This is a genomic window from Jiella flava, assembly GCF_017349315.1.
GTDB classification, from domain to species: Bacteria; Pseudomonadota; Alphaproteobacteria; order Rhizobiales; family Rhizobiaceae; genus Jiella; species Jiella flava.
The window spans coordinates 1-1162 of sequence record NZ_JAFMPP010000044.1; the positions used below are offsets into that span (position 1 = coordinate 1).

Annotated in this window: 1 protein-coding gene; it reads right to left on the reverse strand. The window is 61.4% G+C overall.

The window, feature by feature from the left end; genetic code table 11:
* Positions 1 to 17: 17 nt before the first annotated feature.
* Positions 18 to 1078 (reverse strand): IS630 family transposase gene (locus J1C48_RS18740; RefSeq protein ID WP_207259519.1). Its coding sequence is split into 2 segments (ribosomal slippage): positions 18 to 586 and positions 586 to 1078, totalling 1062 coding nucleotides; the frame shifts between segments, so codons are not numbered across the junction.
* Between the last annotated feature and the right edge of the window lie 84 nt (positions 1079 to 1162).

Consider the following 1162-nt stretch of genomic DNA (forward strand, 5'->3'; position numbering starts at 1 on the left):
ATACCACCGGGCATTGATCAAAACCCGTGAGCCCAATCACGCATGCCGATTGAGATGATTTTCCACGGCTGGTCGACGAGTTTGTTCCAAGCGTCACAGCAGTGGGCGAGGATGTCATCGTAGTCGAGGAAGATGCGGTTCGACAGCCAGTTCTCGCGCATGAACTGCCAGACGTTTTCCTGCGGGTTCAATTCGGGCGCCTTCGATGGCAGGAACATCAGGGTGATGTTGGACGGCACTTCCAGCTTTGGCGTCGTGTGCCAGCCGGCCTGATCGAGGATGAGGACGGCGTGGGCGCCAGGGTCGACGGAGAGACTGATCTCCTTCAAATGCTCGTTCATCGCGCCAGTGTCGCAATAGGGCAGGACGAGACCGGCGCCCTTGCCCTTCTTGGGACAGATGGCGCCGAAGATGTAGGCCCATTGGGTGCGAAGGTCGCTCGGAGCCGAGGGCCGGGTTCCGCGTCTGGCCCATCGGCGCGTGACTTTGTTCTTTTGGCCTATCCGGGCCTCGTCGGCCCACCAGAGTTCGATCTCGGTGCCTTCCGGGAGCCTCGTCTGGATGGCTGCCAGGTCGGTCGGAAAGCTTTTTTAAAATTCTCCACCTCGAACTCGTTCTGGGCGTGGTGGCGCGGGCGAGCTGAGAGTTTGGCAAAGCCGAGCGCCCTGAGTTCGCGCCCGACGGTCGTCTCGTCGATCTCAATGCGGAACTCCTCGAAGATCCAGCGCACCAGATCCTTGCGCCGCCATCGCACCACGCCGTGGATCGCCGGGATCGGTCCCCGTTCGACCACGTCCACCAAGGCCTGACGCTGCGCGTCGTTCAGCTTCGGCCGGTTGCCCGGAGCCTTGCCATTGATCAGCCCACAGGGACCGCGGGCGTTGAACCGCATCACCCAGTCGCGAATAATCTGCAAGGTGACGCCGCCAATCCGCGCCGCATCGCTGCGCGAGCCGCCGTCGTAGATCTCGGCCAGAGCCAAAAGGCGCCGGGCCTGGGCAGCATTCTTCGTCGCCTTTGCGGACAGTCTGAGGGTTGGTCCGTCGAAGTCTGTTCTCAGCGGGATCGGTATCGCCATGGCAAACCTCCGTTTGCCATCAATGATTCAGACTTTCCTCGCCTTGGAAATCCCTCGCGAGTCAGGCTTCACGCACGTTGGTAT